24 protein-coding genes are annotated in these 24536 nt (G+C 65.0%); 13 read left to right on the forward strand and 11 right to left on the reverse strand.

The features are described from left to right. Positions 1 to 8: 8 nt before the first annotated feature. Genes PZ895_RS15250 through PZ895_RS15260 form a run of 3 tightly spaced genes read left to right on the forward strand, consistent with a single transcriptional unit; the run spans position 9 to position 2343 of the window. A complete protein-coding gene (locus PZ895_RS15250) occupies positions 9 to 329 on the forward strand; it encodes a hypothetical protein (RefSeq protein ID WP_275839856.1) in 321 nt (106 codons plus the stop codon). 12 nt (positions 330 to 341) lie between these two features. Then, complete coding sequence (locus tag PZ895_RS15255) at positions 342 to 1025, forward strand: response regulator transcription factor (RefSeq protein ID WP_275839857.1); 684 nt, start codon at positions 342 to 344, stop codon at positions 1023 to 1025. Next, on the forward strand, positions 1018 to 2343 hold the full coding sequence (locus PZ895_RS15260) for an ATP-binding protein (protein ID WP_275839858.1): 1326 nt from the start codon (positions 1018 to 1020) through the stop codon (positions 2341 to 2343). The genes PZ895_RS15255 and PZ895_RS15260 overlap by 8 nt, the downstream gene beginning before the upstream one ends. On the opposite strand, the gene hisG is transcribed toward PZ895_RS15260, so the two are convergent. The 9 genes from hisG to groES form a co-directional block, all read right to left on the reverse strand. Next, the gene (gene hisG / locus PZ895_RS15265) at positions 2338 to 3033 is read right to left on the reverse strand and encodes an ATP phosphoribosyltransferase (RefSeq protein WP_275840075.1); all 696 of its coding nucleotides are present in this window, start codon (positions 3031 to 3033) and stop codon (positions 2338 to 2340) included. The two genes, PZ895_RS15260 and hisG, sit on opposite strands and share 6 nt — an antisense overlap. Continuing rightward, a complete protein-coding gene (locus tag PZ895_RS15270) occupies positions 3033 to 4151 on the reverse strand; it encodes an ATP phosphoribosyltransferase regulatory subunit (RefSeq protein ID WP_275839859.1) in 1119 nt (372 codons plus the stop codon). Before PZ895_RS15270 ends, hisG begins: the two co-directional genes overlap by 1 nt. Beyond that, positions 4148 to 5737: a histidine--tRNA ligase gene (hisS, locus tag PZ895_RS15275; protein ID WP_275839860.1), complete on the reverse strand. Its 1590-nt coding sequence runs from the start codon at positions 5735 to 5737 to the stop codon at positions 4148 to 4150. The genes PZ895_RS15270 and hisS overlap by 4 nt, the downstream gene beginning before the upstream one ends. Before the next feature lie 242 nt (positions 5738 to 5979). Further along, the gene (locus PZ895_RS15280) at positions 5980 to 6360 is read right to left on the reverse strand and encodes a DoxX family protein (RefSeq protein ID WP_024588978.1); all 381 of its coding nucleotides are present in this window, start codon (positions 6358 to 6360) and stop codon (positions 5980 to 5982) included. 160 nt (positions 6361 to 6520) lie between these two features. Further along, positions 6521 to 7912, reverse strand: coding sequence for a class II fumarate hydratase (gene fumC / locus PZ895_RS15285; RefSeq protein ID WP_275839861.1), 1392 nt, complete (start codon positions 7910 to 7912; stop codon positions 6521 to 6523). A gap of 47 nt (positions 7913 to 7959) precedes the next feature. Further along, positions 7960 to 8397: a YqaA family protein gene (locus tag PZ895_RS15290; protein ID WP_275839862.1), complete on the reverse strand. Its 438-nt coding sequence runs from the start codon at positions 8395 to 8397 to the stop codon at positions 7960 to 7962. A 118-nt stretch (positions 8398 to 8515) separates the two neighbouring features. Further along, entirely contained in the window at positions 8516 to 8683 is a 168-nt protein-coding gene (locus tag PZ895_RS15295; protein ID WP_275839863.1) for a CsbD family protein, read from the reverse strand. A gap of 151 nt (positions 8684 to 8834) precedes the next feature. Further along, positions 8835 to 10484, reverse strand: a complete 1650-nt coding sequence (gene groL / locus PZ895_RS15300) for a chaperonin GroEL (protein WP_275839864.1) — start codon at positions 10482 to 10484, stop codon at positions 8835 to 8837. Positions 10485 to 10546: 62 nt separating this feature from the next. Then, positions 10547 to 10843: a co-chaperone GroES gene (groES, locus tag PZ895_RS15305; protein ID WP_275839865.1), complete on the reverse strand. Its 297-nt coding sequence runs from the start codon at positions 10841 to 10843 to the stop codon at positions 10547 to 10549. Between the two features lie 171 nt (positions 10844 to 11014). Between groES and PZ895_RS15310 the strand changes: the two genes are divergently transcribed. From PZ895_RS15310 to PZ895_RS15325, 4 genes are all read left to right on the forward strand, one after another. Then, positions 11015 to 11401, forward strand: a complete 387-nt coding sequence (locus PZ895_RS15310) for a hypothetical protein (RefSeq protein ID WP_275839866.1) — start codon at positions 11015 to 11017, stop codon at positions 11399 to 11401. A gap of 59 nt (positions 11402 to 11460) precedes the next feature. Then, a complete protein-coding gene (locus PZ895_RS15315; protein WP_275839867.1) occupies positions 11461 to 12312 on the forward strand; it encodes a TIGR01459 family HAD-type hydrolase in 852 nt (283 codons plus the stop codon). A 4-nt stretch (positions 12313 to 12316) separates the two neighbouring features. Next, complete coding sequence (locus PZ895_RS15320; RefSeq protein WP_275839868.1) at positions 12317 to 13309, forward strand: bifunctional riboflavin kinase/FAD synthetase; 993 nt, start codon at positions 12317 to 12319, stop codon at positions 13307 to 13309. Between the two features lie 81 nt (positions 13310 to 13390). Beyond that, a complete protein-coding gene (locus PZ895_RS15325) occupies positions 13391 to 14191 on the forward strand; it encodes a MipA/OmpV family protein (RefSeq protein WP_275839869.1) in 801 nt (266 codons plus the stop codon). Positions 14192 to 14382: 191 nt separating this feature from the next. Here the strand turns inward: PZ895_RS15325 and PZ895_RS15330 are convergent, their stop codons facing one another. Next, complete coding sequence (locus PZ895_RS15330; protein ID WP_275839870.1) at positions 14383 to 14592, reverse strand: type II toxin-antitoxin system VapB family antitoxin; 210 nt, start codon at positions 14590 to 14592, stop codon at positions 14383 to 14385. Between the two features lie 290 nt (positions 14593 to 14882). On the opposite strand from PZ895_RS15330, the gene ileS reads away from it, so the two are divergent. Then, positions 14883 to 17849, forward strand: coding sequence for an isoleucine--tRNA ligase (ileS, locus tag PZ895_RS15335; RefSeq protein ID WP_275839871.1), 2967 nt, complete (start codon positions 14883 to 14885; stop codon positions 17847 to 17849). 458 nt (positions 17850 to 18307) lie between these two features. Next, positions 18308 to 18952, forward strand: coding sequence for a hypothetical protein (locus PZ895_RS15340; RefSeq protein ID WP_275839872.1), 645 nt, complete (start codon positions 18308 to 18310; stop codon positions 18950 to 18952). A 4-nt stretch (positions 18953 to 18956) separates the two neighbouring features. Here the strand turns inward: PZ895_RS15340 and PZ895_RS15345 are convergent, their stop codons facing one another. Next, complete coding sequence (locus PZ895_RS15345; RefSeq protein ID WP_275839873.1) at positions 18957 to 19427, reverse strand: nucleoside deaminase; 471 nt, start codon at positions 19425 to 19427, stop codon at positions 18957 to 18959. Between the two features lie 58 nt (positions 19428 to 19485). On the opposite strand from PZ895_RS15345, the gene PZ895_RS15350 reads away from it, so the two are divergent. The 4 genes from PZ895_RS15350 to PZ895_RS15365 all read left to right on the forward strand — a co-directional run bounded on the left by PZ895_RS15350 (position 19486) and on the right by PZ895_RS15365 (position 24532). Then, the gene (locus PZ895_RS15350) at positions 19486 to 21093 is read left to right on the forward strand and encodes a pseudouridine synthase (protein WP_275839874.1); all 1608 of its coding nucleotides are present in this window, start codon (positions 19486 to 19488) and stop codon (positions 21091 to 21093) included. After that, positions 21090 to 21644: a 16S rRNA (guanine(966)-N(2))-methyltransferase RsmD gene (rsmD, locus tag PZ895_RS15355; protein WP_275839875.1), complete on the forward strand. Its 555-nt coding sequence runs from the start codon at positions 21090 to 21092 to the stop codon at positions 21642 to 21644. Before PZ895_RS15350 ends, rsmD begins: the two co-directional genes overlap by 4 nt. 114 nt (positions 21645 to 21758) lie before the next feature. Continuing rightward, a complete protein-coding gene (locus PZ895_RS15360; protein WP_275839876.1) occupies positions 21759 to 23141 on the forward strand; it encodes a pitrilysin family protein in 1383 nt (460 codons plus the stop codon). Next, on the forward strand, positions 23138 to 24532 hold the full coding sequence (locus PZ895_RS15365) for a pitrilysin family protein (protein WP_275839877.1): 1395 nt from the start codon (positions 23138 to 23140) through the stop codon (positions 24530 to 24532). The genes PZ895_RS15360 and PZ895_RS15365 overlap by 4 nt, the downstream gene beginning before the upstream one ends. The last annotated feature ends 4 nt before the right edge of the window (positions 24533 to 24536 follow it).

Raw genomic sequence — 24536 nt, forward strand, 5'->3', positions numbered from 1 at the left:
GATGCCTCATGGACTTCGGAAAGACGAAATCTGCGCTGATCGCACTGATCCTCGCATTCATGCTCGCCGTCCCTGCCTTTGCGCAGGGGCGCGACGAAGTCCTGCCTTTGCCGGACATTATCGCAGCCGTCGGCGAGCGGTATTTCGGCGAGGTCGTCGCAGCCGAAGTCGTGGCGGGGAACAGTCCCGATCTTTACTATGAGCTCCGGCTCATAACGCCGGCAGGCAATGTCCTGCGGATCAGGGTCGATGCGTATACGGCGGCCTTCATCGAGGTCGATGGACGCGGTCTCGTCGACGCGCAAAAGCCCGTCCCTGATCAACAATAGGAATTTCGTTCGATGAAAGCGCTCCTTGCCGAAGACGACGCCAGACTCAGCCAGCAACTCGATGCCGCGTTTCGCGAAGCCGGCTTCGTGCCCACGGTGGCGCATGACGGCATCGATATCGAGCATCTGGGTGCGACCGAGCCCTTCGACGTGGTCGTCCTCGATCTCGGCCTGCCCTCGAAGGACGGCATCTCGATCCTGCAATCCTGGCGCGGGCAGGGTGTCACGACGCCGGTCCTGATCCTGACGGCGCGCGACGAATGGGCCGAGAAGGTTTCGGGCTTCCGCGCCGGTGCTGACGATTACGTCGTCAAGCCGTTCCGCATGGAGGAGGTGATCGTGCGCGCCCGCAGCCTGATCCGCCGCGCCGCCGGCCACGCCCAGTCGATCATCGCCTGCGGTGCGCTTGAATACGATACCCAGACCACCTCCTTCACCCTGGACGGTCTGCCGTTGAAGCTGACCGCCTTCGAGGCGCAGATCCTGTCCTACATGATCCATCATCAGGACCGCGCCATCTCGCGCACCGAATTGTCCGAACATGTCTATGATCGCGACACGGACCGCGACTTCAACTCGATGGAAGTCATCATCGGCCGTCTGCGGCGCAAGATCGGAACCGACATGATCCGCACCATGCGCGGCCGCGGCTATGTCCTGTCCGCCTCCAGCGAAAGCGAAACCGAACGTGCGTAAGTCGCTTCGACTGCGCCTTCTGGCGGGGGCTTCCATCTGGATCGCAGGCGCACTGCTCGTCGCCGGCATGATCATCGCATCGCTGTTGCGCGATTTCGTCGAACGCAATTTCGACGAGCGGCTGAACGCGCAGATCCTCTCCATCATGAGCGCCGTTTCGTTCGATCAGGCCGGGACGTTGCAGCCGGGCGCGATGGTGTCCGAGCCGCAATACCAGCAGCTCTATTCCGGCTGGTACTGGCAGATCGCCAGCGCGGACGCGGTGCTCCTGAAAAGCGCCTCGCTCTGGGATGCCGATCTGGGCACGAGCGTCGGCGAGGTCGGCGGGACGGGCCATATCGAGGGCCTGGATGGTCCGCGCGGCAAGCTGCTGCACGCCCTCTACCGCGATTTCACGGCGCCCGGCGGCGGCGTCAATCTGCGCGTCATCGTCGCCGGCCCGGAAGCCGAGATCGAAAATGCGCTGGGCGACATCGTCCCGCCGCTCGCGGTTTCGCTCGCCGTCCTCGGCGTCGGGCTGATCCTCGCCGTGCTGTTGCAGATCTTCTTCGGCCTTCGCCCGCTCGATGCGCTGCGCCGCCAGATCGCGGACATTCGCGAGGGCCGCGCCCAGCGCCTGCCGGACGCCGAGCATGTCGAACTCCAGCCGATGGTGACGGAAACCAATTCGCTCCTCGAACACAACCGCGCCGTCGTGGAGCGCGCCCGCAACCATGTCGGCAACCTCGCCCATGGCCTGAAGACGCCGCTTGCCGTTCTCGCCAACGACATCGCCGGCCGGCCCGACGCGGATGTCGCCGCCGATTGCGTGCGCACGATGGAACGCCTCGTCGCTCATCATCTGCGGCGCGCCCGTTCGGCGGCGAGCCGCAACATTGCCGGTGTTTCGACCGAGGTCGAGCCGGTGATCGGCGACCTGACGCTGGCGATGAGCCGCATCTATGCGGATAAGAATCTCGACCTGCCGGTTTCGGCCGAAAATGGCCTGAAATTCGCCGGAGACAGTCAGGATCTGGAGGAGATTTTGGGCAATCTCATCGATAATTCCTGCAAATATGCCGTCAGCGGGGTCGAAATCAGCGCGAAAAAAGTGAACGGGGATATCCTGATTTGCATCGACGATGACGGGCCGGGTCTCGAACCGCATGAGCGAGAGCAGGCGCTCGGGCGCGGCATTCGTCTCGACGAGCGGCCGATCGGTTCGGGACTCGGCCTGTCCATCGTCCGCGACATCGCCGAGCTTTACGGCGGCTCGCTGGAACTGGCCGCCTCGCCCTCCGGCGGCCTGCGCGCCTGCCTCGTCCTGCCGTCCCTATAGGGCGGCGACGGCGGCCACGATCTCGTCGACGACGACCTGATCCGAGGCGGTGCGGTCCTTGATCGAAGAGAACAGGCAGGCTTCGGATTTCAGGATGACGCCATCGGCCAACACCTTGAGATGATTGGCTTTCAGCGTCGATCCGGTGGTGGTGATGTCGACGATGATGTCGGCCGATCCCGCCGCCGGCGCGCCTTCGGTGGCCCCCAGGCTCTCGACGATCCGGTAGACCTGGATGCCGTGGGTGCGCGAGAAGAATTGCTGCGTCAGCCGCCAGTATTTGGTGGCGATCCGCAGCCGCCGCCCATGGCGCTGGCGAAATTCGGCCGCGACGTCCTCGAGATCCGCCATCGTCTCGACGTCCAGCCAGGCATCGGGCACCGCGACCACGACATCTGCCCGCCCGAAGCCCAGCCGCGCGCCGATTGCCGCTCGATCCTGCCAGTCGGAAACCCCTTCGCAAACAAGGTCTTCGCCGGTAATGCCAAGGTCGATGGAGCCTTGCGCGAGCTCGCGCGAAATCTCCGACGCGGAGAGAAACGCGACCTCGATGTCGTCCCGCCCGTCGATACGGGCGCGGTAGCGGCGCTCGTCATCCGGTGTCGCGACCTTGAGGTTGGCGGCGGCGAGTTTTTCGAGCGCGGCGTCCTTGAGCCGGCCCTTGGAGGGAAGCGCGAGCGTGACGGTCATCATGCCTCTCCCTTCAAGGCTTCGATCCGGTCGAGCCAGACGGAGAACCCTACGCCCGGAATCGGCGACTTCGCGCCGAGCAAGGTCAAGAGCCGGTCGTAGCGGCCGCCTCCGGCGAGCGGCCGGTCGCGGCCACCAGTGGAAATTTCGTAGACGAGGCCGGTATAGTAGTCGAGCGGGCGGCCGAATCCGGCATCATAGTGGATCGCATCCTCGGCCAGGCCGAGTTCGGAAATCGAACGGGAGCGGGCGGAGAAGATGTCGAGCGCGGCGCCGAGCGAAATGCCGGCATCGCCGGCGAAATCGCGCAGCGCATTGCCGGCCTGGCGCAGCGGCGCGTGGATGGCGAGGAAGGTCTTGAGCGCGCCGAGCGCTTCGTCGGAGAGGCGCACGGAGCGCAGTTCGGCCTTTTCGATCAGTCGGTTGGCGATCTCGGTGGACGTGCGACCGGCGCTCTCGGCAAGTCCGGTTTCGGCCATCAGTCCGGCGACGTGAGCCGCCAGCGCGTCGCGGTCCCCCTCGGCGACGAGCGAGGCGACGGGCTCGTCGAGGGTCAGCTTGCGCGACGGATTGGCGAGGTCGTCGAGCGCTGCGTTCATCATGTCCTTCGAACCGAAGGCGCGGGCGAGGCGCTTCTGCCAGCCGCGCGGCAGGCCGAGCGCGGCCAGCACTGCCTCGAAGATGCGCTGGTCGCCGATTGTGATGGTCAGTTCGGCGTCGGGCAGGACGCCAGCCAGAAGCGCGTGCGCGTCGGCGATCGAGCGGGCGTCGGCGCGCGCGATATCGGTCTCGCCCAGATCCTCGATGCCGGCCTGGAAGAACTCGCTGCCGCCCTCGCGGCGCTGGCGAAACACCTCGCCGAGATAGGCATAGCGGCGCGGCGTTCCGGCCTTCGACGCGATGTGGTCGATGCAGACGGGAATGGTGAATTCGGGCCGCAGGCAAAGTGCGGCACCGGTCTCGTTCTCGGTGAGGAAAATGCGGCGGCGCAAGTCCTCGCCGGCCATGTCGAGGAAGGGGTCGGCCGGTTGCAGGATCGCGACGTCGACCATGCCCGCCCCGCGCGCGGCGAAGATGGCGCGGATGTCGTCGGCGATCTGGGGGATGCGGGAGGTCAACCCCGATCCGCCTTCTGGGCGTCGAGCACCTTGCGCACCGCCTCCACCAGCCCGCTCTCCCTCACGGAGAACTGAGCCGGGCGGCTTTCGCGCCATTCGGTGTTGTCGGTGATGCCTTCGGCGGCCTTGGCGCCGGCGATCAGGTCCTTGATCTGCACTTCGCCCGCCGCGCGCTCGTCGCCGCCCTGGATGACGACGCAGGGCGCGCCGCGCCGGTCGGCATATTTCATCTGCGCCTTCATGCCCGCGCCGCCGAGATACATTTCGGAGCGGATGCCCGCCGCACGCAGGTCTGCGACCATCTTCTGATAGCGGCCGAGGGATTCGGTGTCCTTGTCCATGACGAGGACGACGACGGGCGCGAGGACGTCGGCGGCATCGAGCTTGCCGAGGTTCTTCAGTGCCGTGACGAGGCGCGAGACGCCGATGGAAAAGCCCGTTGCCGGCACCGGCTCGCCGCGAAAGCGCGAGACGAGCCCGTCGTAGCGCCCACCGCCGGCGACAGAGCCGAAGCGAACGACCTGGCCGTCTTCATTGGTGACGTCGAAGGTGAGTTCGGCTTCGTAGACCGGGCCGGTGTAGTATTCGAGGCCGCGGACGACTGTTCCATCGATGCGAATTCTATTAGCGGCGTACCCATTAGCTCTTACGAGGTACTCGATATCTTCAATGCTTCGAAGCCCTTCGGAAAATGTCTCGTTGATTGAGAATCTATCCCGTATCGCGCGCAAATTATTCATAAAAACGGAATCATCGCTGTAAGCCAATTTGAAATGGAATGGAGGCTTCCCACCTTCGCCGTGAAAAGCGACTTTATCGACATAGGCCATCCTGTCCATTTCGCTGCCATGGAGGAGACTCATTACCGCCGAGAGCTGTTCGTCCTTGAGTCCAGCGCCCACGGTGAAGTCGCCACTTGGGTCCTTTCGACCACTTCCGAGCAGTTCTTCAACGCCTTCTAGGCCGAGACGATCAAGTTTATCGATAGCACGGAGGACCGTAAGTCTACGGCCGGCATTTCGTTCTGATGAAAGCCCAATCGTCTCTAGCAACCCGTCCCAAATCCGTCTATCGCTATATCGGATCACGTAATCCCCGCGCTTGATGCCGACGGCTTCGAGCGTGTCCGCCATCATCATCGCCATCTCGGCATCCGCCGCGACGCCGGGGGTGCCGACGATATCCGCGTCGAACTGCATGAACTGCCGGAACCGTCCCGGGCCGGGCTTTTCGTTGCGGAAGACCCAGCCGGAGCGGTAGGAGCGGTAGGGCTTGGGCAGGCGCTCGAAGTTTTCGGCGACGAAGCGGGCGAGGGGGGCGGTGAGGTCGTAGCGCAGCGACAGCCACTGTTCGTCATCGTCCTGGAAGGAGAAGACGCCCTCGTTCGGCCGGTCCTGGTCGGGCAGGAACTTGCCGAGCGCGTCGGTGTATTCAATCATCGGCTGCTCGACCGGATCGAAGCCGTAGAGCTCGTAGACCTCGCGGATTTTCGCGGTCATGGCGTCGACGGCGCGGATGTCGTCGGCATGGCGGTCGACGAAGCCCCGCGGAAGCCGCGCCTTCATTTTTTCCGCCTTGCTGCTCATGTCGAAAATCCGCCTGCGATGATTGGAAATGCGCCCGGAACGGGCGCGCCGTGTCGTAACCGATAGGAACGAGGGCGGCAAGTGTCGGGGGCCAACAGCGGGCGGCGGCGCTCCCCCTCTCCGTCTCGGGCTTCGCCCGAGCCACCTCTCCCCCGGAGGGGGCGAGGAAACGACGGCAGCGGCGGGGTGACGCAAAAAAGGCGGGCCGGAGCCCGCCTTTGTCGACTGGAGATCGCTGTAGCTTACGCGCGGGCGGCGACGGAGACCGAGCCGGGGCCCGAGACCGAAAGGGCGAGGAAGCCGCCGGCCATGGCGAGGTTCTTGAAGAAGTTGTTGAACTGGTTCTGGTCGGCGAAATCCATGTGGCCGAGAAGGGCGGTGGCGACGCAGAAGAGCGCGAAGGCATAGGCGACGTAGCGCGTCTTGAAGCCGACGATGATGGCGATGCCGCCGAGAACCTTGAGCGCGATGATGAGCCAGGTGATCAGCATCGGCGCGGGCAGGCCGAGCGAGCCCATATAGCCGGCAAAGCCGCCCGGCGCGGTGAGCATTCCGAAACCGGAAATGAGGAAGAGCGCAACCAGAAGGATGCGGGCGACGAGAAGAACGGCGTCGTTGGACATGGCGGTATGATTCCCTGGGAGGAGGATTGATCGCCGGTATTTACTCGTGGTGAGGTGATTGCGCGAGATGTCTGGTGCGCGACGCTGCGTTCAGTATTGGTGAACGATGTGGGCTATGGTGTTCACAGGGGGCTCTTCGAGAGAATCTTCCCATCTGCACTCACCCCGGATGAATCATGTTCTCCGGCCGGACGATGCGATCATAGTCCTCGGCGCTGACATGGCCGCTGGCGATGGCTTCCTCGCGCAGGGTCGAGCCGTTCCTGTGCGCGGTCTTGGCGATCTTGGCGGCATTGTCGTAGCCGATCGTGGGCGCGAGCGCGGTCACCAGCATCAGCGATTGCTGGACGAGTTCGGAAATGCGTTCCTCGTTGGCCTCGATGCCGGCGATGCAGTTGTCGGCGAAGGAGCGCATCGAATCGCCGGCGAGGCGAACGGATTGCAGGACGGCGTTGGCGATGACGGGCTTGAAGACGTTGAGCTCGAAATGGCCCTGGCTGGCGGCCATCGTGACGATGGTCTGGTTGCCCATGATCTGCGTCGCGACCATGGTCAGCGCCTCGGCCTGGGTCGGGTTGACCTTGCCGGGCATGATCGACGAGCCGGGCTCGTTTTCGGGCAAAAGGAGTTCGCCGAGGCCGGAGCGCGGGCCGGAGCCGAGGAAGCGGATGTCGTTGGCGATCTTGAAAAGGTCTGCGGCGAGCGCGGAAAGCGCGCCATGGAAATGGACGGCCGCGCCGTGGCTCGCCAGCGCCTCGAACTTGTTCTCCGCCGTGCGGAAGGGCAGGCCGGTGAGTTCCGCCACGCGGGCGGCAAAACCCTGGTCGAAGCCGGCGGGGGAATTGAGGCCGGTGCCGACGGCGGTGCCGCCCTGCGCCAGCGCGTGAACGTCGTGCAGGCTCTCGACGATGCGGCGGCGCCCGGTGACGAGGGCGGCGACGTAGCCGGAAAATTCCTGGCCGAGGGTGAGCGGCGTCGCGTCCTGCGTATGGGTGCGGCCGATCTTGATGATGTCGGAAAAGGCGGCGGCCTTTTCCTGCAAGGCGGCGATCAAATGGTCGAGGCCGGGCAGGAGCGTTGCATGGGCCTCGCGCACGATGGCGATGTGGATCGCGGTCGGAAACGTGTCGTTGGACGACTGGCTCATATTGACGTGGTCGTTGGGATGGATGGGCGTCTTGGAACCCATCTGTCCGCCCATCAGTTCGATGGCGCGATTGGCGATCACCTCGTTGGCGTTCATGTTGGACTGGGTGCCCGAGCCGGTCTGCCAGACGACGAGCGGGAAATTGTCGTCGAGCCTGCCGTCGACGACTTCCTGGGCGGCCTCGACGATCCTGCCCGCGCGTTCCGCGTCGAGAATGCCGAGGGCAAGATTCGTGTCGGCCGCCGCGCGCTTGACGAGGCCGAGCGCGTGGACGAGCGGCAGGGGCATCTTCTCGGTGCCGATGCGGAAATTCTCGATGGAGCGCTGCGTCTGCGCGCCCCAGTAGCGGTCTGCGGGCACGTCGATCGGGCCGAACGTGTCGGTCTCGGTGCGGATGTTCGTCATGCGGTGCTCCCTGAACTGGTTGGCATATGGGGCATCGGCGGGCGAGTTCAAAGGAACGAGGCGAGGCCGAGGACGAAGGCGTAGCGCGCGGTCTTGGCGATTCCGACGATGACGATGAAGGCCACGAAGGGAACGCGCAGGATGCCGGCGACGACGGTCAGCGGATCGCCGATGACGGGAACCCAGGAGAGGAGCAGCGACCACAGGCCGTAGCGCGCATACCAGCTTTCGGCCCGCGCGATCTGGGCCGGCGAGGCGGGGAACCAGCTTCGGTTGCGGAACCGGGTCACGAAGCGTCCGAGGAGCCAGTTGACGGCGGAGCCGGCGGTATTGGCGAGGCTGGCGACGAAGAGGAGGGCGAGCGGATCGGCGGCGCGGGAGGCGTACAGGGCCGCGAGCACGGCTTCCGACGTGCCGGGCAAAAGCGTGGCGGAGGTGAAGGCCGAGACGGCGAGGCCCCACAGGGCGGCGAGTTCGCCGGTCATCGATGAAAGCGGTGGCGGATCATGGCGGGCTTGGTGCCCTGCCGGTCCGTCGCTGGCAAGAGCCGGGAGAAAAAGGGCGGCCCGAAGCCGCCCGCATTTCGCTCAGGTGGTCCCGAGACTAAATCTTGTTCTTGACGTCGCCGACGCCTTTTTGAACCTTGCCTTCGGTCTTCTGGGCCTTGCCTTTCAGTTCGGTCTCTTTCGAGCCCGTCGCCTTGCCGGCAGCTTCCTTGACGGCACCGGCCGCCTGCTTGGCCGCACCCTTGATCTGATCCTTGTTCACCATCGTCATCTCCTTGGGACCGCCGACGAATTGTCGGGCGCCAGATGAACGCCGGTTGTGACCTTTGGTTGCAGAAGCGCGATCACGAAAACGAAAAGGGCGCCCCGCGAGGGACGCCCTTTCCTGATGCTTTGCAGCGAGCTTTTTGGACTTCCTAGAAGTCCATGCCGCCCATGCCGCCCATGCCGCCGGGCATTCCACCCGGCATACCGCCGGCCGCTTCCTTCTTCGGAGCCTCGGCGATCATCGCCTCGGTGGTCACGAGAAGGCCGGCCACCGAAGCGGCGTCCTGGAGCGCGGTGCGCACGACCTTGACCGGATCGACGATGCCCATCTGGATCATGTCGCCATATTCGCCGGTCTGGGCGTTGTAGCCGTAGGTCTCCGAGCCGTTGTCGAAGATCTTGCCGGCGACGATCGAGGCTTCCGCTCCGGCATTGGTCGCGATCTGGCGGGCCGGAGCCTGCAACGCGCGGCGCACGATGTTGATGCCGGCTTCCTGGTCGGCGTTCTCGCCCTTGGCGGTGATCGTCTTGGAGGCGCGGAGCAGAGCGGTGCCGCCGCCCGGAACGATGCCTTCCTCGACGGCCGCGCGGGTCGCGTTGAGGGCGTCGTCGACGCGGTCCTTCTTCTCCTTGACTTCGACTTCCGTCGAGCCGCCGACGCGGATGACGGCGACGCCGCCTGCGAGCTTGGCAAGACGCTCCTGCAACTTCTCGCGGTCGTAGTCCGAAGAGGTCTCTTCGATCTGCGCCTTGATCTGCGCGACGCGGCCTTCGATTTCCGACTTCTGGCCGGCACCGTCGACGATCGTCGTGTTTTCCTTGGTGATGGACACCTTCTTGGCGCGGCCGAGCATGTCGAGGCCGACATTCTCGAGCTTGATGCCGAGGTCTTCAGAGATCACCTGGCCGCCGGTGAGGACGGCGATGTCCTCGAGCATGGCCTTGCGGCGGTCACCGAAGCCGGGCGCCTTGACGGCAGCGATCTTGAGGCCACCGCGCAGCTTGTTGACGACGAGCGTGGCAAGCGCCTCGCCTTCGACGTCTTCCGAGATGATGACGAGGGGCTTGGACGACTGGACGATGGCTTCGAGAACTGGCAGCAGCGCCTGAAGGTTCGACAGCTTCTTCTCGTGCAGGAGGATGTAGGCGTCCTCGAGCTCGGCGACCATCTTTTCCGGGTTGGTCACGAAATAGGGCGACAGGTAGCCGCGGTCGAACTGCATACCTTCGACGACTTCGAGTTCGGTCTCGGCGGTCTTGGCTTCCTCGACGGTGATGACGCCTTCGTTGCCGACCTTCTGCATGGCCTCGGCGATCATCTCGCCGATCTCCTTCTCGCCATTGGCCGAGATGGTGCCGACCTGGGCGACTTCAGCCGAGGTGTTGATCTTGGCAGCCGAGCCGACGAGGTTCTTGACGACTTCCGAGACGGCGAGGTCGATGCCGCGCTTCAGGTCCATCGGGTTCATGCCGGCGGCAACGGCCTTGGCGCCTTCCTGGACGATCGACTGGGCGAGAACCGTCGCGGTCGTGGTGCCGTCGCCGGCGATGTCGTTGGTCTTCGAGGCCACTTCGCGCACCATCTGGGCGCCCATGTTCTCGAACTTGTCTTCCAGTTCGATTTCCTTGGCGACGGTGACGCCGTCCTTGGTGATGCGCGGCGCGCCGAACGACTTGTCGATGACGACGTTGCGGCCCTTCGGACCCAGCGTGACCTTCACCGCATTGGCGAGAATGTCGACGCCGCGCAACATGCGCTCGCGGGCATCGCGGGAAAACTTGACTTCTTTTGCAGCCATTTGTCTCTGCTCCCGGACCTAATGGTCCATTGAATGAGTGGATGGGTGGGCGGGGCCGGCGATCAGCCGATGATGCCCATGATGTCGGCTTCCTTCATGATCAGAAGGTCTTCGCCGTTGAGCTTGACTTCGGTGCCGGACCACTTGCCGAAAAGCACGCGGTCGCCCTGCTTGACGTCCAGCGGAACGAGCTTGCCGGCTTCGTCGCGGGCGCCCGAGCCGACGGCGATGATCTCGCCTTCCTGCGGCTTCTCCTTGGCGGTGTCCGGGATGATGATGCCGCCCTTGGTCTTTTCCTCGGAATCGACCCGGCGGACAACCACGCGGTCGTGAAGCGGGCGGAACGTCGACTGTGTCATGTGACTTTGATCCTCGATACGGATGATGGTAGGGGTTCCCTCCGTCCGGAGAACCGGACTTCGTTAGCACTCCCATCTGGTGAGTGCCAACTGGCCGGTGAGATAGGCCCGCCGCCAACCGGAGTCAAGAAGCTGGCCACACGTAGACGATCCTCCTTCGGTTTTTTCGGAATGTTCGGCCGTTCCTACGACCTGCGCCAGCTCGACGCGGCTCTGCGCGGCGTCGACCTTCATCCCGCGCTGGTGCCCGAAGGCGTCAAGATGACCATCGTCAACCTGATGAAGGACCACGGCATCGACGAGGTGCCGGAAGCCTACCCGGTGGTGGCCGACATGTTCGGATATGCCGTGATGGGCGCCAACGCATTCGAAGGCATTCACGGCGATGCGCGGCTGCAAGCGGTCGAGGCGCGGGTGGAAAAGGCGCTGGAGGCGGGCGAAGGGATGGATGCGCAGCTTCTGCTGCTGGCCCTTCACGCCCGGCTGATCCAGCCCGAACTCGTCGAGCGGTACGGGATCGCGCTCGAAGATGACGGGCGCAGCGACGAAACGGGATGACTCGGGCGCGGCCTTCGTCTAGATGCGGATCGACCCTCAATCGCGCCGACGAGCCTGAAATGCCCAACCTCATCGACACGCTGGACGACCTCGCGGACGGCTATTCCGTCATCCTGAGCGACGTCTGGGGCGTGGTCCATAACGGCGTCGACCCCTTTCCCGATGCCTGCGCGGCGCTGAAGCGCGCGCGCCAGAAGGGCAAGATCGTCATCCTCATCACCAATTCTCCGCGCGTGCGCGACGATGTGGAAGACCAACTCGCCGCGATCGGCGTTCCGCGCGACTGCTGGGACTATCTGGTCACTTCCGGCGACGTGACGCGGGACCTGATCGCCGAAGGGCCGCGCCGCATCTTCCATCTCGGCCTCGACCGCGACCTGTCGCTTTATGACGGGCTCGACGTCGAACTGGTCGAGGAGCAGGAGGCGTCGGGTGTCGTCTGCACCGGCATGTTCGACGACGACACCGAGACGCCCGAGGATTATGCGGAAATGCTGCGTCGTTTCCGCTCGCGCGACCTGCCCTTCATCTGCGCCAATCCCGACATCGTGGTGGAACGCGGCGACAAGCTTGTCTGGTGCGCCGGCGCGCTCGCCCGCGACTATGCGCAGCTCGGCGGCCGCTCCTTCGTCGCCGGCAAGCCGCACCAGCCGATCTATGCCGCAGCGCTGATTCTCGCGACCCATGCGCTCGGCCGGCAGGTGAAGCCGGCCGACGTGCTGGCGATCGGCGACGGCGTCCTGACCGACGTCAAGGGCGCGGTTTCGAACGACATCGACATTTTGTTCGTCACCGCCGGCATCCACGCCCGCGAATACGATGCCGACGGCGCGCCGGACGTGGCGCGGCTCGCGACCTTTCTCGACAGTCACGGCTATGCGCCCGTGGCCTCCATCCCACGTCTTCGTTGAGCGCATGGCCGGCGATTTCGCTCACATCTGCGGAAGCGATGCGCTGCCTGAACGCTTGCGCGGCGCAGTGGTGGCGATCGGCAATTTCGATGGCGTTCATCGCGGCCACCGCGCCGTTCTCGACCGGGCGCTGGAAGAGGCGCGGCGGCTCGGCGCGCCGGCGCTGGTGCTGACCTTCGATCCGCATCCGCGCACGCTCTTCCGGCCCGATATTCCGCTCTTTCGCCTGACCTCCTCGGCGATGAAGGCGCGGCTGCTGGACGCCTGCGGCTTCGACGGCATGGTCGAACAGACATTCGACCTCGATTTCGCCGGTCTGACGGCTGAAGAGTTCGTCGCCACGATCCTCGTCGAGCGGCTCGGCATCGCCCATGCGGTGACCGGCTTCGATTTCCACTTCGGCAAGGCGCGCTCCGGCGGCCCGGCCTTCCTGATGGAGGCGGGCGGACGCCACGGCTTTGGCGTCACGCTGGTCGATGCCTTTCGCGACGAAGGAGCGGAGATCGTCTCGTCGAGCCGCATTCGCGATTTGCTCGCCGAGGGCGAGGTGGCCGAGGCCGCCGGGCAACTCGGCTACCGTTTTGCCGTCGAAGCGGAAATCGTCGGCGGAGAAAAGCTCGGACGCACGCTCCGCTACCCCACCGCGAACATGATGCTTTCGCCGGACACCCATCTCGCCCATGGCATCTATGCCGTGCGGATGCGGCGCGCGGGCGGATCGTTGCATGACGGGGTCGCCAGCTTCGGCCGCCGGCCGACCGTCACCGAGGACGGCGCGCCCCTGCTCGAGACATTCCTGTTCGACTTTTCCGGCGACCTCTACGGCGAGACCTGCCGGGTCGGCTTTTTCGCCCGACTGCGCGGCGAGGAAAAATTCGACGGTCTCGACGCGCTGACCCGGCAGATGAAGCGCGACGAGGCCGAGGCGCGCGCCGTGATGGAAAAGGCACAGCCGCTCAGTGAACTCGACGCCGCGCTCCACTTCGCTGCGCTCTAAACATTTGTTTACTTGTGAAGATGCCTCGTTGCGGGCATGGGCGATGAGTTCGCGTGATGCGCGTGTCGAGGAGATGCAGGAATGTCGAAATTTGCAGTTGCCGGTGCCGTTCTTTCGGTCTCGACCATGCTGGCCACACCCTCATTCGCGCAGTCGGGCTGGTTTTCCGGCGACTGGAGCCTGACGCTCGGCGTCGCGGCGCTGTCGGTTCCCGAATATGAAGGCGACGACAAATATCGCTTCCTCGCGCAGCCGATCGTCTCCTTCGGCCGCCAGGGCACCGAGCGCCGCTTTTCCTCGCGCAACGACAACATCTCCATCGGCCTGATCGATACCGGCAGTTTCCGCGCCGGCCCGACCGGCAAGCTGATCTTCAAGCGCGATGGCGGTGATTCGGACGATCTCGTCGGCCTTGACCCGGTCCGCTTCGGCGTTGAACTGGGCGGCTTCGCGGAGGTCTATCCAACCGACTGGCTGCGTGTTCGCGGCGAGGTGCGCCACGGCATCCGCGCGCATGACGGCATCGTCGCGGACCTTTCCGCCGACGCCTTCATGAACCTGTCGCCCACCGTGCAGATTTCCGCCGGCCCGCGCGTCTCGATGGCGTCGAGCGACTATTTCGACGCCTATTACGGCGTCTCGGCATCCGAATCGCTGGCCTCCGGTCTCGCACCCTATACGCCCGAAGGCGGCTTCCGCTCCGTCGGCGTCGGCGCGGCGATCAAGTGGGACGTGACGGACAAGGTCGAGACGAGCCTCTTCGGTGAGTATTCCCGATTGGTTGGTCCGGCGGCCGATTCGAGCCTGGTGCGCGAGCGCGGCGACGAGAACCAGTTCACGATCGGCGTGTCGGCGACGTATCGGTTCGATTTTTCACTCTGAGAATTTCGGGGAAGGCGAGTCCGGCTGGAGGCCCCCTCTCCGTCTCGGCTTCGCCTCGACACCTCTCGCCCGAAGGGGGCGAGGAACCCGGACTGGTTGAGCCTCGGCGCTTCGGCAGCGTTTCCTCGCCCCTGCGCAGCGGGGGAGAGGTGCCGAACGCAGTGAGGCGGAGAGGGGGAGCGCCCGAACGATTATTGACTGTCGGGGTCGCGCATCTCGCGCATCGCGTCCAAATCGCCTTCCCAGCCAAGGCCCTTGAGGTCTAAGAGCGCCTGTCGCTGGCCATGATTCAACACGATCTGCCGGAGTGCTTCCTCGATCGTCGCCTTCTTAGTCTCGAGTCCGGTTGCCTCCATGGCCTGTCGCATCAACTCGTCGTCGATTTCGAGATTGGTTCGCATGACAGCCCCATGTGCTTTGGTGATGGGATTATGCACATTCGATCCGACGCATCCAACCACAGGAAACCCCTTTATTCCCGTGCGCGCCTCCGCTAAAAGCGCGGTCGATGTCTGAATTGCCGACCATGATCGCGCGGACGATACGAATTATTGGCCCGGCTGTCCGGGTGGCCTGATGGCTGCCGGACGGTCCGGGTTGCTGCCGTTTGCCGCGCCGCCTCTTTGCGCGCGCTCCCCTTACCGACATTGATTGACGCGCGAACCTTGCCGTTCGCCACAGGGCCATGACGATGACCGACGCTGCCGAGAAGATCGACTATTCGAAGACGCTTTACCTGCCGCAGACGGAGTTTCCGATGCGCGCGGGCCTGCCGGAAAAAGAGCCGCAGATCGTGGCGCGCTGGCAGGAGGTGGGGCTTTACAAGAAGCTGCGGAAGGAGGCCGAGGGTCGTCCGCTCTTCGTGCTTCACGACGGCCCGCCCTATGCCAACGGCAACATCCATATCGGCCATGCGCTGAACAAGATCCTGAAGGACGTGATCACCCGCTCGTTCCAGATGCGCGGCTACGATTCCAACTACGTGCCGGGTTGGGACTGCCACGGCCTGCCGATCGAGTGGAAGATCGAGGAGCAGTATCGCGCCAAGGGGCTCGACAAGGACCAGGTGCCGGTCAACGAGTTCCGCCGAGAATGCCGCGAATTCGCGCAGAAATGGATCGACGTGCAGGCCGAGGAGTTCAAGCGCCTCGGCGTCGAGGGCGATTTCGACAATCCCTACACGACGATGAATTTCCACGCCGAGGCGCGGATCGCCGGGGAATTGCTGAAGTTCGCGAGTTCTGGCCAGCTTTATCGCGGATCGAAGCCGGTGATGTGGAGCGTGGTCGAGCGCACCGCGCTGGCGGAGGCCGAGGTCGAGTACCAGGATTATGAGAGCGATACGGTTTGGGTGAAGTTTCCGGTGTCACCCCATTTGATCCGAGTGGACAATGACGGCGAACCGACGCGTTTGGTCGGTGCAAATACGAGCGATCTGCGAGGTTCTCATATCGTCATCTGGACTACCACGCCTTGGACGATCCCGGGCAATAGAGCTGTGTGCTATTCGCCTCATATTGCATACGGGCTGTATGAAGTCATCGAGTCTAAGAACGAGTTCGGCCCGCAGGCAGGCGAAACACTGATCTTCGCAGACGCGTGCGCTGAAGAATCGTTCGGCAAAGCGAAACTTGAATTTAAACGTCTGCGCGCCGTGGAAGCCGATGAACTTGCTGCAATCACGCTCGAACACCCTCTAAAGGGGCTCGGTGGTGGCTATGACTTTGACGTTCCCATGCTCGCTGGCGACCACGTCACCGAAGATGCCGGCACCGGCTTCGTGCATACCGCGCCCGGCCATGGCCGCGAGGATTTTGAAGCGTGGATGAATTCAGGCTCAAAGCTCAAAAGCTGCCGAATCGAGACGCGCATCCCATTCACCGTCGACGACGCCGGCCTCTTCACCAAGGACGCGCCGGGCTTCGGGCCGGATCGCGAGGGCGGTGCGGCGCGGGTGATCGACGACAACGGCAAGAAGGGCGACGCCAACAAGGCGGTCATGGAGGCGCTGATCGCCGCGAACATGCTCTTTGCGCGCGGCCGGCTGAAGCATTCCTATCCGCATTCCTGGCGCTCGAAAAAGCCGGTGATCTTCCGCAACACGCCGCAATGGTTCGTCCATATGGACAAGGAACTGGGCGACGGCACCACGCTTCGTTCGCGCGCGCTGAAGGCCATCGACGACACGCGCTTCGTGCCGGCGGCGGGCCAGACGCGGCTGCGCGCCATGATCGAGGACCGCCCGGACTGGGTGCTTTCCCGGCAAAGGGCATGGGGCGTGCCGATCTGCGTCTTCGCCGACGAGAATGGCGAGGTGCTGATCGACGATGAGGTCAACCAGCGCATCCTCGACGCGTTCGAAGCCGAGGGCGCGGATGCGTGGTTCGCCGAAGGCGCGCGCGAGCGCTTTCTCGGCTCGCACGCGAACGAGAACTGGACGATGGTCACCGACATTCTCGACGTCTGGTTCGACTCGGGATCGACCCACACCTTCACGCTGGAGGACCGCCCGGACCTGAAATGGCCGGCCGACGTGTATCTCGAAGGCTCCGACCAGCATCGCGGCTGGTTCCATTCCTCGCTTCTCGAAAGCTGCGGAACGCGCGGCCGCGCGCCTTACGACACCGTCGTCACGCATGGATTCACCATGGACGAAGACGGCCGCAAGATGTCGAAATCATTGGGCAATACCGTCACGCCACAGGACGTGATGTCCAAATCCGGCGCCGACATTCTGCGGCTTTGGGTGATGACGACCGACTATTGGGAAGACCAGCGGCTCGGCAAGAACGTATTGCAGACCAATATCGACGCCTACCGCAAGCTGCGCAACACGATCCGCTGGATGCTCGGCACGCTCGCCCATGACGAAGGCGAGGAGGTCGCGTTCGCCGACATGCCCGAACTCGAACGGCTGATGCTGCACCGGATCGCCGAACTCGACGAGGTCGTGCGCAAAGGCTACGATGCGTTCGACTTCAAGCGCATCACCCGCGCGCTGATCGACTTCATGGTGGTCGAACTGTCGGCCTTCTACTTCGACATCCGCAAGGACACGCTCTATTGCGACGCACCCTCGAGCACGCGGCGCAAGGCGGCGATCGTGGTGGTGCGCAAGCTGTTCGACAATCTGGTGAAGTGGCTCGCGCCAATGCTGCCCTTCACCTGCGAGGAAGCCTGGCTGGAGCGCTACAAGGACGCGGTGTCGGTGCATCTCCAGCAGTTCGACGCGGTCCCCGCCGAATGGCGCGATGCGGCGCTGGCGGAAAAATGGCGCAAAGTGCGCCAGGTCCGCCGCGTCGTCACCGGCGCGCTCGAAATCGAGCGCAAGAACAAGACGATCGGCTCCTCGCTTGAAGCCGCGCCGGTCGTCTACATCGCCGATGCGGACCTGCTCGCGGCGATCGCCGACCGCGACATGGCCGAAATCTCGATCACCAGCGGCATCGAAATCGTCGACGGTCCGGCGCCGGATGGCGCGTTCGCGCTGGACGACGTCAAGGGCGTCGGCGCCGTGTTCAAGCGGGCGTCGGGCGAGAAATGCGCGCGCTCCTGGCGTTTCACCGACGATGTCGGCCAGGACCCCGACTTCCCCGACGTGTCGGCCCGCGATGCGGCGGCATTGCAGGAATTGCGGGCGCTCGGCCGACTGGATTGATGACGGGGCGCTGCGGCGCTATATTCGGGTCTGGAGTGGAGACCCGGCGGTAACGGGCCTCCTTTCCTAGATTTTTAAGAAGTTGGACCCGGACGCGCATTGACCAGCTTGTCCGGGTTCTTCTTATTTCCAGGGTGACGCATAGTGGAATCCACATAGCGGCACTCTCCTTGCTGAAGGCAAAGCCGTTGCCACGGCCGGGTCGGCTCATCCTCCCGGTCGCGCCGGCTGGCGCGACGCTGCTGCTTTTGCCCCCAACGGATTGAATGTAGACCGCATTCCGTTCCTGCAACAAGCGGTTGCGCCGCTGACGGCGAAGTGTGTTGGCAAGAGCGGGGCTGCCGTTGCGTGGCGCGGCGTGCCATGCGATACAGGCACCCCGAGATTGGACGCCTTGTTGTCGCCGCGTTTGCGGGCGAAGGCGCGCTGGGGCTGCAGCCACGACGGAAGAGGGTAAGATGAGCAATGCAAGACTGACGGCGAACCGGATGCTGCCGGCCGGACTGGCCATTGCTTCGGCCTTGACGCTCGCCGGCTGCATGGGACCGACCTACGGCACCGGCACGCCCTCCGACCAGCAACTGCTCGAGGACGTGACCGGCATTCTGTCGCTACAGTCCGAGCGTCGCGAATCGATCAACTATCAGCCGCGTGGCGATCTCGTGCGCCCGGCTTCCACGGCCGTTCTTCCCCAACCGCAGCAGAGCGCCGCAAGTGGCGAAGCCTGGCCGGAATCCCCCGAGGCGCGGCTTGCCCGCGTTCGCGAGGAAGCGACGCTGAACCAGGACGACATTTCGTACAATTCCGGCCTGCGCGGAGCGCGGACCGCCGGCAGCACGACGGACTGGGACAGTTCGAAGGGCATTGCGATGAACGACATCGATCGGGCCAGCCAGCGCGAGGAGTTCAACCGCCGGCTCGCCCAGTCGCAATCCCGGGATCCGAACCAGAGGCGCTTCCTTTCCGAGCCGCCGACCCAGTATCGCCAGCCCGCAGCGACCGCACCGGTCGGTGATGTCGGCGAGGACGAATGGCGCAAGGAACGCGCTGCCCGGCAGGCGCAGGGCAAGGTGACCTGGCGCGACATGATCCCCGGTCTGTGATCGGCTATCCGCGCTGGGCCCTGAAAAAGCTGCGCAGCAGCGTGGCGGATTTCTGCTCCGAAAAGCCCGAATAGGTTTCGGGCGCGTGGTGACAGGTGGGTGAGGAATAAAAGCGCGGCCCGTTGACGACGGCGCCGCCTTTTTCGTCTTCCGCGCCGAAATAGAGCCGCCGGATGCGCGCGAAGGAAATCGCCGCCGCGCACATGGCGCATGGCTCCAGCGTGACGTAGAGATCGAGGCCGGTCAGCCGTTCCTGGTCGAGCGCGGCGCAGGCTTCGCGAATGACGAGCATTTCGGCATGGGCGGTGGGGTCGTTGAGTTCGCGCGTGCGGTTGCCCGCACTGGCGACGACCGTCGTGCCGCGCACGATGACGGCGCCGATTGGCACTTCGCCGCGCGCGGCGGCGGCCTCGGCTTCGCCGAAGGCCAGTGCCATGAAGTCCGGCCGCGCCGATTGGGACTGGTTCTGAGACATTTCACTCGCAGAGCTGAAAACGCTCTGATAGTTACCCGCGCTGAAAGGCAAAGGCCACATGACCGACGACAATAAGAACAAGGGCCGCACCGGCGACCGGACGGGCAACCGCAAACCGTATGCGGACCGCAACGGCGAGCGCCCGCAGGGTGCGCGCGGCAAGCCGTTCGTCAAGCGCGAAGGCGCGGGATCGGGCGAGGATCGGCCGAAGCGGCGCTTCGATGGCGACAAGAAGCCTTTTGCCAAGCGCGAGGACGGCGACCGCAAGCCGTTTCAGAAGCGCGACGCAGAGCGCAAGCCCTATGCGCCACGGGATGGCGAGAAGAAGCCGTTCGTGAAGCGTGACGGGGACCGCAAGCCTTACGCAAAACGCCCGGACGGCGAGCGCAAGCCTTTCGTGAAGCGCGATGGCGACCGCAAGTCTCATCACAGGGGCGAGGAGAATCGCCCGGACAATGTGGCCGAAGCCGCGCGCGGCGAGGAGCGGATCGCCAAGCGGCTGGCACGCGCCGGCGTCGCCTCGCGCCGCGATGCCGAGGACATGATCGCCGCCGGACGTGTATCGGTGAACGGCAAGGTGCTCGACAGTCCGGCCCTGAACGTCACCGGAAAGGACCGCATCGAGGTCGACGGCGCGCCGATTCCGGCGATCGAGCGCACGCGGCTCTTCCTGTTCCACAAGCCGTCCGGCGTGGTGACCACCAACAAGGACCCGGAAGGCCGGCAGACCGTCTTCGACGTCTTGCCGAAGGGCCTGCCGCGTCTTCTGACTGTCGGGCGCCTCGACATCAACACCGAGGGGCTGCTGCTGCTGACCAATGATGGCGGCCTGGCGCGCACGCTGGAACTGCCGGCGACCGGCTGGCTGCGCCGCTATCGCGTGCGCGTTCACGGCAAGGTCGAGCCGGACAAGCTGGAGGCGCTGAAGGACGGCATCGCGGTTGACGGCGTGTTCTACGGCGCGATCGAGGCGGTGCTGGAGCGCGAGCAGGGCACCAATGCCTGGATTTCGGTCGGCCTGCGCGAAGGCAAGAATCGCGAGGTCAAGAACGTGATGGGAGCGCTCGGCCTCGAGGTCACGCGCCTGATTCGCGTTTCCTACGGGCCGTTCCAGCTTGGCGAACTCGCCGAAGGCGAGATCCAGGAACTGCGCGGACGGCACCTACGCGACCAGCTCGGCGACAAGCTGATCGCCGAATCCGGCGCCGATTTCGACGCGCCGGTGGTCAAGGAATTCTCCAACAAGCCGGTGGCGCAGCGCGTCAGCGAGGACGAAATGCGCAAGGCCGCGCCGCGCAAGCGCGACAAGGACGAGCGGCGCGAGGATGCGCTCGGGCGCTTGCAGACCTCGAAGCCCGGCGGGCGCGGCGGTCCGAAAGGGGGCAAGGACAAGGGGGCGGGCTTCGGAGGCAAGGGACGCGGCGAGGCGAGCGAAAAGAAGTTCGAGCCGCCGCGCTCGCGTTCGGCCAATGTGTGGATGGCGCCGGGCGCCAAGGCGGTGGGGCCGAAGAAGGCCGCCAGACGCGCCGAGGAGACCGAGGGCAGGCGCTATGCCGGCAAGCCGCGCCCGAAGCCGGCCGATGGCCCGAAAGGCCCGCGCCGGGACGACCGGGGCGGACGGCCCGGTGGCAACAGGCCGGGCAACCGCGGAGATCGGCAGCGATGAGGATCGTCGGCGGCGCTTTTCGCGGCCGGCCTCTGGCGACACCGAAGACGAAAGCGATCCGCCCGACGACCGACCGTGCGCGCGAGGCCGTCTTCAACGTGATCGCGCATCGTCACAGGGGCCATCTCGACGGTGCGCGCGTGCTCGACCTTTTCGCCGGTACGGGCGCGCTGGGCCTCGAAGCCCTGTCGCGCGGTGCGTCCTTTGGCGTCTTCATCGAGGAATCGGCGGAAGGGCGCGGGCTGATCCGCACCAATGTCGAGGCGTTCGGCCTGTCTGGCCGCACGAAAATCTTCCGGCGCGACGCAACGAAGCTGGGCGAGGCTGGAACACTCCAGCCTTTCGACCTCGTCTTTGCCGACCCGCCCTATGGCAAGGGGCTCGGCGAACTGGCGCTTGCCGCCGCGCGCGACGGCGGGTGGCTGAAGCCCGGTGCGCTCTGCCTCGTCGAGGAAGCGGCGGCGACGCCGTTCCAGCCGCCGGCCGGCTTCACGCTCGACGACCGGCGCGATTATGGCGACACGAGCGTCGCCTTTTGCGTCGCCGCCTGATTTCGGCCTCGCTCGCTGTCCAGACATGACGAAGAATTAATCGGCGCGCCGGTTCTTCGCCGGGAATGAACGCGCTATCTGTCGTCCAACGCAGATCAAACCGAGGACAAGCGAATGCATCTGATGCCCGCCGCAATGGCGAGAGGTCTGGCAGGAACCGCGATCGGCCTCGCGCTCCTGTCGGGCGCAGCGTCCGCGCAGGACCGGAACGCAACGCCGGTCGAAAACGAGATCGCCGACTTCACGCTCGACAACGGGCTCGAAGTGGTGGTGATCCCCGATCGCCGTGCGCCCGTGGTCACTCACATGCTTTGGTTCAAGGTCGGCTCCGCCGACGAGGAGCCGGGCAAGTCCGGCATCGCCCACTTCCTCGAACATCTGATGTTCAAGGGCACGGATAAATATCCGCAAGGCGAGTTCTCGACCCGGATCGCCGAAGTGGGTGGGCGCGAGAACGCCTTTACGTCCTACGATTACACCGCCTATTTCCAGCAGATCGCTCCCGAGCATCTCGAAACCATGATGGAATTCGAGGCCGACCGGATGACCGGCCTCGTGCTGACCGACGCCGTCGTCGATCCCGAGCGGGAGGTGGTGATCGAGGAACGCAATTCGCGCATCGAGACGCAGCCCAATTCCATCCTGAGCGAATCCGTCAATGCCACGCTCTACCAGAACCATGGCTACGGCGTGCCGATCATCGGCTGGATGCACGAGATCGAGAAACTGAACCGCGCCGACGCGCTCGAATTCTACCAGCGCTACTACGCGCCCAACAATGCCGTTCTGGTCGTCGCGGGCGACGTCGATGTGGAGGAGGTGCGGGAACTGGCGACCGAGCATTACGGTGCCATTCCGGCCAATCCGGAGCTCGGGGCGCGCGCGCGCACCGAGGAGCCCCCGCAGCGCACCGCGCGCACGGTGACCTATCGCGACGAGCGCGTGACCGTGCCGGGCTATTCCAAATCGTGGGTGGTGCCGTCCTATTCGACGGCCGAGGACGGCGAGGCCGAGGTGCTCGACCTTCTCTCCGAGATCCTGGGCGGCGGCATCCGCTCGCGGCTTTACCAGTCGCTGGTGGTCGAACAGGGCATCGCCTCGTCGGCCGGCTCCTATTTCCGCGGCACCTCGCTCGACGCGACGGTGTTCGGCGTCTATGGCGCGCCGCGCGGCGAGGCGACGCTGGAAGACGTCGAGGCGGCCGCGGATGCCGAGATCAGGAAAATCGCCGAAGAGGGCGTCACCGCCGAGGAACTGGAGGCGGCGAAGAACCGCTATCTGCGCTCCATCATCTTCGCGCGCGACGACCAGTCGGGCATGGCCAACATGTATGGCGCGGCACTGACGACGGGCTCGACCGTCGCGGATGTCGAGGCATGGCCCGAGCGCATCCGCGCCGTCGAGGCCGATGCGATCAAGGCCGCCGCCGCGCGCTATCTCGACCAGAACCGCTCGGTGACGGGCTATCTTCTGCCGCAAGAGGAGGGCCGCTCGTGAGCTTCCCGTTCAACCTAAAGACGTTCACCGGCACGATCGTCCGGACCCTCGGCGCGACCGCAATCGCACTCACCGTCGCCTGGCCGGCCGCGGCCGCCGTCGACATCCAGGAGGTGCGTTCGGATTCGGGCGTGACGGCCTGGCTCGTCGAGGACTACACGATCCCCATGATCGCCATCAATTTCGCCTTTGAGGGCGGCGCGACCCAGGACCCGGACGGCAAGGGCGGCCTCGTCAACCTGATGAGCGCCCTGTTCGACGAGGGCGCGGGCGATCTGGAATCGAACGACTATCAGGAGGCGCTCGACAATGCCGGCGCCGAAATGTCGTTCAACGCCACGACCGACGCGCTCTACGGCTCGATGCGGCTCCTGTCCGACAACAAGGACGAGGCGCTTCGCCTTCTGGCGCTCGCCGTCAACGAACCGCGCTTCGACGAGACCCCGGTCGAGCGGATGCGCCAGCAGATCCTGACCGGCATCCGCGCCAGTTCGCGCGATCCGCAGCGTCAGGGAATGCGCCAGTTCTCGCGCACGCTCTATGGCGACCACCCTTACGCGCTCGAGCGCGAGGGAACGGAAGAGACGATCACCGTGGTCACGCCCGACGACCTGCGCGCCGCGCATGGCGATCTTCTGGCGAAGTCGAACCTTCACGTCGCCGTCGTCGGCGCCATCGACGCGGAAACCCTGAAGGCCGACCTCGACCGCATTTTCGGCGACCTTCCCGACGAGGCGCGACTGAAGGACATCGCCCGCGTCGAGCCGAAGCTCGGCGAGGAGGTGCTCTACGAGTTCGCGCTGCCGCAAAGCACGCTCCAACTCGTCTATCCCGGCATCGAGCGTGACGATCCCGAATTCTTCGCCGCGTATCTGATGAACCACATCTTCGGCGGCGGCACGTTCTCCTCGCGGCTGTTCAACGAAGTGCGCGAGACGCGCGGACTGACCTATGGCATCGGCTCGTGGCTTCAGGGTCGCGAATATTCCAATTCGCTTGCCATCTCGACCTCCACGCGCGCCGATCAGGTCACGCAGGCGCTCGACGTGATCAGGCAAGAGGTGGCGAAGTTCATCGCCGAGGGGCCGACGGAGGAAGAACTGGCCAAGGCCAAGACCTATGTGATCGGCGCCTATGCGATCAACAATCTGGACTCGTCCGCCTCGATCGCCCGCACGCTTCTGGAATTGCAGCGCGACGATCTCGGCATCGACTATATCGAGACCCGCGTCGATCAGATCGAATCGGTAACGCTTGACGAGGTAAGGGCTTCGGCGCAACGCTTGCTTTCCGCCGAGCCATCGCTTCTGGTGATCGGCCCCGGAGCCAGGGAAACCGACACCGGCAACGACGCGGCGGCCGGCGAAGGCGAGACCGACAGTTCGAACTGAGCCC

Origin of the sequence: Mesorhizobium sp. YIM 152430 (genome assembly GCF_029210365.1) — a bacterium.
In the GTDB taxonomy this organism is placed as follows: Bacteria; Pseudomonadota; Alphaproteobacteria; order Rhizobiales; family Rhizobiaceae; genus Aliihoeflea.